Below are 6,011 nucleotides of genomic sequence, written 5' to 3' on the forward strand. Positions count from 1 at the left end.
ACCATTTTCCGACACATCGCCAATGGCCGCTCCGCCACTAGAGAAAGTTATCTGAGCGGAGTGAAAATAGATGTTCCAAGGCGAGGATGAAGAATTTACGTGAAAACGAGCCACGTCAGTCCATCCTATGAACCGGAGTGGATCGATGGCGCGAGCCTCGTCAGCCGAGGTATAGATTTCGGGCTTGCCGTATGTCCGCAGCACCAATATCCCTGGCCCCTCCGCAACAGAAAAGAACATGCGGCCAAAGGCCATGGCCGTCAGGCTGAGGGAGATATGTGTGCCCAGGCGAACGGTTTCGCTAAACGCCGCTAAATTCCCTTGTGAAAAATAGACGCGCTCCCCCTCTTGCAATGTCCATTCAAGAAACTGCCGCCCCTGCGAGGTCTGAATGGAAATGGTGTCTTTGTTGTCAGGCTGAACATCTACCTTGACCATTTTAAATGTGCCGGTGAACAACCTGCGCAATGCCGCTTTAAAGGGTTGTGGCCAGGCGACCCCTTGCGACATTCCCGACGGGCTGAGGGCCGGTTTTATATAAAAGTGGCCGCCCGTTGCTGAGCGAAACACATATTCTGGATCAAAACCGGTGCGGATTTCCGGCGAAACTGGCAGCGGGGGAGGAAGTTCGTCTCCCTGAAATTCAATTGGAAGAGAATTCCCTGTTTCATTTTTGAAGGCGATCCGACCGAAAATATAGGCGAAGCTTTTGATGGCAGCGATCAACAAGATCATATTGGCCAGCAGGTTAAGGGTTCGCACGGTCCAGAAAACATCGGCAATGGTATTTCGCACGCCGCGTTTTATGGCATCCAGGGTCGAGCTTAAATAAAGCTCGATTTCACGTAGTCTTTTCGTCGCCGCATTGCCGGAAAAAGTCGCCAGACCAGAGGTGAGATTATTTAGCTTTTGCAGCTGGCGATTGCGGATCGACATATAAGCATCGACAATGGAAATCTTCACATTGCGAATGACATTGCAGGTGATCTGGTGCAGCTTGCAACTCGGCGGCCTCATGCTCGGGATATTCTTGATCAGATCCTGCCGACCGGGGAAAATTGCCACATACTGCCTCTCGACGAATTTCGGGATTTGTGTTTTCGATTTTTTCGCGAGGCTCCGGTACTTGACCAGCATTTCTTCCAGTTGCAGTTCCTGGTTTTTAAAGGCGATATCGACGGATGTATAAATATCCAGTTCCAGGTTTAGATCCTCTCCGCGCGTGACGAGATTATCGGACGTGGGGCCATCGCATTCAAACAGGCCGACACCGTCATCGGTACATTCGATCCCGTAGACAGCATCCTGCGCCCGCGTATCAACATAAAAAGACAACCACAGGCCGGCGGCAAGGCTCAGGCCAATGGGAATCCAAAGCAGCGTTGTCAGCAGGGAATAGAGGATGAACTTGCGCCGGCTAAACTGCCTGAGGATCGGTAAATTTTGCGTAACCCCCAGGACCAAAAGCCGCAGGAGAACCGCTGAGACAATAAAAAGGACCAGGGGATACGTGCTGAGAAAGAAGGCAAAAAACACATGGGCAATGGACGTGCCCTCTTCCACCCGAGCGAACGGATTGAGCGTAACAATGAGGATGGTCAGGCAGGCAATGGCAAACTGCGGGCTGCGAATTCTGCTGCCGATTGCGAAAGATAGAAGTGCCGCCAGAGAGGCCGCGCTGATGATTAGCGTCCATATCCGTGTATTCTGATTGGGGGCGGTGGAGAGCGTTTTGTCCAGTTGCACATTCAGCTGCGCAAGGCTCACAATCAAGCTGGTCGACATTTGTTTCCGGACTTTGCTGTACCGATCGATCCTGATATTGACGGCACGGGCATTTTTTCCTCTTTGGGTTACATAACTGGCAATTGCTGCCTGGAATTCCGCCAGTTTTGCTTTTGTCTTCTTCGATTTGAACGGCAACCTGGACATCTTTTTATATGCCGACTGGGCCTTATCGAGCTTCTCCGCGATCTCTTTATCTTTCTTCTCAGCATCCGCCAAAGCATTCCGGGCTTTCTTGAGCGATTTTACGGCTTCCCAGTAACTGTTTGCCTTACTTTTCGCTTTGTCGGTTACTGATATGAGGGGATCAAATTGTTGTTCAACCGTTGCGGTGGCGTTGCGCAATGTCGGGACAACATCGAGGACAATTTTTTCAATCGAAGCGGCTGTCTGTTGCCCTTTGGGCTCAAAATAATCCGGCGTGATATGATCTTCCGGATACACACTCAATTCTGCAGGCGGGCTGAAAAACAGGATGAGCAGGGGAACAAGGGCGATGACTGCCAAAAATTTCCGGGTCATAAAACACAGGAAAATTCCCGTCAAAAACAAGGCGAGATAGACCCAGGTAAAAGGTTTGACAAGATATTCCGGTGCAATGCTGGATCCGCCAAAGCATCCAACTGAGGGAAATTCGAACAGGGCGGAAACATCTGTAAAATTGAGGCACCAATGGGTTGGCGGCAACGTCGCGGAGACAGCTGCAGGAACGGTTCCCAACAAGACAATCAGCCAAAACAGGTTCTGGTACATCTTGCTATTAAACATAGGCATTTACTCAGTGACCTTTACCAGCGAACAGCACCATTTTTTTCAAGTTATGCGTCAAATTGATGCATTAGCAGAGTCTATCGTGTTTGTGATTAATATGAAACTAATACGCGATCGGCTATTCTTCGCCGGCGGCAATTGTTTTCGGGATATGTGCCTGAATGATTTGCGCGATCTGCTGTAAAATAGATTTTCGGGGGAAAGATGCCCGACTGACCAGCCGAACGGTTCTGCCGACTTTCCCCGTCACTTCCGGCCGGATGACCATGGCTGGGTTGTTGGCCGAATTGCCGGGTATTGCCAATTCCGGAAGGAGAGTGACACCGTCTCCGGCCGCCACCAGAGCCAGTAGTGTTTCGAGGCTGGTCTCACGGGTATTGGCGCCGGCTGTGCCAGCCGCTGCATTACAGGCTTCTATCATTTGATCACGAAAACAATGCCCATCTGCGAGCAATAGTAATTCGGCGGAATGTAGCTCTGTCAGGTCGATGGCGTCGCGATTGGCAAGAGGATGGATACCGGGAAGAGCTACCCAGAAGGGTTCTTGGTAAAGTATCAGTTCCTGCAATTGCGCTTCTCGCGGGATCGTTGCAAGCACTATGGCATCAAGTTGTCCTTGAACAAGGCGTCGTTCCAACTCGTGGGTCATGCCTTCAATTAAACTCAACTGGACTTTTGGCAGCTGTTTTCGGATCGCGGTCAAGATCAGTGGCGACAAATACGGACCAATAGTTGCAATCATGCCGAGGCGAAAAGGCCCCGACAAAGGATCTCTTGCTAATTGGGCGGTCGTAACTATCTCTTCAGATATGGTGACCAGTTTTCTCGCTTGGTCAACAATCTGCTCTCCGATGTCGGTGATCTGAACTTTCCGATTGGTCCGTTCAAAAAGGACAACGCCAAGATGATCTTCCAGTTTTCGGATCTGACCGCTCAAAGCAGGTTGGCTAACATGGCATTTGAGGGCGGCGCGACCAAAATGCATCTCGTCGGCGACGGCCACCAGGTATTTCATGTCCCGAATATTCATCATATTGCCCTTCAAAAAGTAATAATAGGCATTACCTATTGAAATCATAATATCAAACGATTTTATTTATGAAAAGCTAATTGCTATCTATTGGTTTGTAATCATTGGAAACACACAGCACGGAGGAATGTCATCATGTCTAAATGTCCCGTTATGACCACAACAAATGGAAGTCCTGTTGCAGATAATCAAAACAGTCTGACCGCGGGGCCCAGGGGTCCGTTATTAGCGCAGGATTGGCAGTTATTTGAAAAACATGCTCATTTTAATCGGGAGCGTGTTCCGGAAAGAGTTGTGCATGCCAAAGGATCCGGTGCGTTTGGAACCCTCACCGTCACTGAAGACATTACCAAATATACCAAGGCGAAATTATTTGAAGTTGGCAAGCAGACAGAGGTATTCTTGCGCTTCTCGACGGTTGCCGGAGAAAAAGGTGCTGCGGATGCGGAGCGGGATGTGCGCGGCTTCGCCTTGAAATTTTACACTGAAGAAGGCAACTGGGATCTGGTCGGGAACAATACACCTGTGTTTTTTGTCCGTGATCCTTATAAATTCATGGACTTTATCCATAGCCAAAAGCGTGATCCAAGAACCAACCTTCGGTCAGGTACCATGCAATGGGATTTTTGGTCGCACTCACCGGAAGCCCTGCACCAGATCACCATTCTCATGTCAGACCGGGGCCAGCCTGCCTCTTACCGCCACATGAATGGCTATGGTTCGCATACCTATAGTTTCATCAACGCGAACAATGAGCGGGTTTGGGTCAAGTTCCACTTCAAGACTGAGCAAGGGCAAAAAACCAACTCCGATGCGCAAGTTGCGGATCTCATCGCAGGTGATCGGGAAAGTCATCAGCGGGATTTGTATCAGGCCATTGAGGATGGCGAATTTCCGAAATGGAAAGTAAAAGTTCAGATCATGACGGAAGCGGAGGCGGAGACAACTTCTTATAACCCGTTCGATTTGACCAAAGTCTGGCCTCATAGCGAGTTTCCACTGATCGAAGTCGGTACGTTGGAATTGAACCGTAACCCGGAAAACTACTTCGCTGATGTGGAGCAAGCCGCCTTCACGCCTGCTAATATTGTCCCCGGTATCGGCCATAGTCCGGACAAAATGCTGCAAATGCGGATCCTGTCTTATGGCGATGCACAGCGCTATCGGGTCGGCACCAATCATCAACATTTACCCGTCAATGCAGCGCGTTGCCCTGTCCGCAATTATCAACGGGATGGCGCAATGCGTTCTGATGGCAATAGCGGTGGGAGTGTTAATTACGAACCCAACAGCTTTGGCGGGCCCGTGGAAGATCCGTCTGTGAAAGAGCCTGCGCTTGCCCTTCACGGGGAGGCTGATCGCTATGATCATCGTCAGGGCAATGACGATTTCACCCAGGCGGGCAACCTGTTCCGGATAATGAGTGAGGGTGAACAAGACAGATTGATGGACACAATCGCCGGCGCGATGGCCGGTGTTCCGGATGAGATCGTTAATAGGCAGCTCGGCTATTTCCTCAAAGCGGATGCAGCTTATGGTGCCGGGATAGCTGATCGCCTGGGCCGCGGCTAAAACAATCTGCCAACGCGGCTGAAACAAAAGTTGTATACCTGATTAAGCCGGCGCTTTTACGAAGCGCCGGCTTTTCTTTATGCCTACTTGAGATGCCTTTTTTTTTGAATAATCTAAGCGAGTATTACATTGTAATACATAACGATACAAATTATGTATTGCGCCGCGATGAAAAATTAGATTACTATTATATTTACCATAAAGACATTTGAGGATTTTCATGCAGAAGGTCGGTTATAGGAATATATAAACTCGTTTAACTTATTGATAAATAATATATTTTAAAAATTAATTTCATCTTTACGGCATGTTTAATTTTATGCTGGTTACAGGCGGTAAAGGCACCCGATCCGCTCCGTTAGTCTTTTATAAACCAAGACTAGTTTGTTTCCGCCGAAAATTTTACAACCATAAAGCTTATTTAAAATTTAGCACAAATGGTGCATGATTAGATTGTCCAATAGCGAATTTTCAAGCGATGTGAAGGGTGGTGCGTCCCAGAACCACTTGAAATTTCGTCGTAATAGTCGATTCATTTCCAATCCTCGTGATCGGTTAAGTCGCCATTTACCCGCATTCAGCAAGTTGTTTGCGGTAGGACTATTTTTGGCAGTTAGTTCCTTGAACTCTGTGCCAACTGCCCGGGCCGCCTGCACAACCGACGGCAATGTGGCGACTTGTACCGACGATTTATCCGATGGCGTTTCGGAAACCAGTCCTGGTGTTGAAACTCTCAATGCCAATACGCTGACGACCGATATCGCGCCGGACAGCGGGACGTCCGGGATCAGTCTTTTAGGTGTTGGAAGCACAGGAAGCGACGGCACGGATTTCTTTGGTGGAAATGCGGATG

Annotated in this window: 4 protein-coding genes; 2 read left to right on the forward strand and 2 right to left on the reverse strand. The window is 49.1% G+C overall.

The genetic code is table 11. The features are described 5' to 3' along the window. Both V7723_RS15805 and V7723_RS15810 read right to left on the reverse strand, forming a co-directional pair. The coding region (locus tag V7723_RS15805) for an AIM24 family protein (RefSeq protein ID WP_335685453.1) at nucleotides 1–2,559 on the reverse strand (2,559 nt) is incomplete at its 3' end. A gap of 115 nt (nucleotides 2,560–2,674) precedes the next feature. Further along, entirely contained in the window at nucleotides 2,675–3,589 is a 915-nt protein-coding gene (locus tag V7723_RS15810) for a LysR substrate-binding domain-containing protein (protein WP_335685454.1), read from the reverse strand. Nucleotides 3,590–3,721: 132 nt separating this feature from the next. Here V7723_RS15810 and V7723_RS15815 point away from each other — a divergent pair, with 132 nt between their 5' ends. Together V7723_RS15815 and V7723_RS15820 are read left to right on the forward strand one after the other, a co-directional pair. Next, a complete protein-coding gene (locus V7723_RS15815; protein ID WP_335685455.1) occupies nucleotides 3,722–5,158 on the forward strand; it encodes a catalase in 1,437 nt (478 codons plus the stop codon). A 606-nt stretch (nucleotides 5,159–5,764) separates the two neighbouring features. Continuing rightward, nucleotides 5,765–6,011 (forward strand): hypothetical protein (locus V7723_RS15820; protein WP_335685456.1); only part of this gene is annotated, 247 nt, incomplete at its 3' end.

It is taken from the genome of Sneathiella sp. (assembly GCF_036960985.1).
Lineage (GTDB): Bacteria > Pseudomonadota > Alphaproteobacteria > Sneathiellales > Sneathiellaceae > Sneathiella.

Coding starts and splice junctions, on each gene's coding strand:
- V7723_RS15810 (WP_335685454.1), bottom strand. CDS start 3,589: ATGATGAATATTCGGGACATGAAATACCTGGTGGCCGTCGCCGACGAG.
- V7723_RS15815 (WP_335685455.1), top strand. CDS start 3,722: ATGTCTAAATGTCCCGTTATGACCACAACAAATGGAAGTCCTGTTGCA.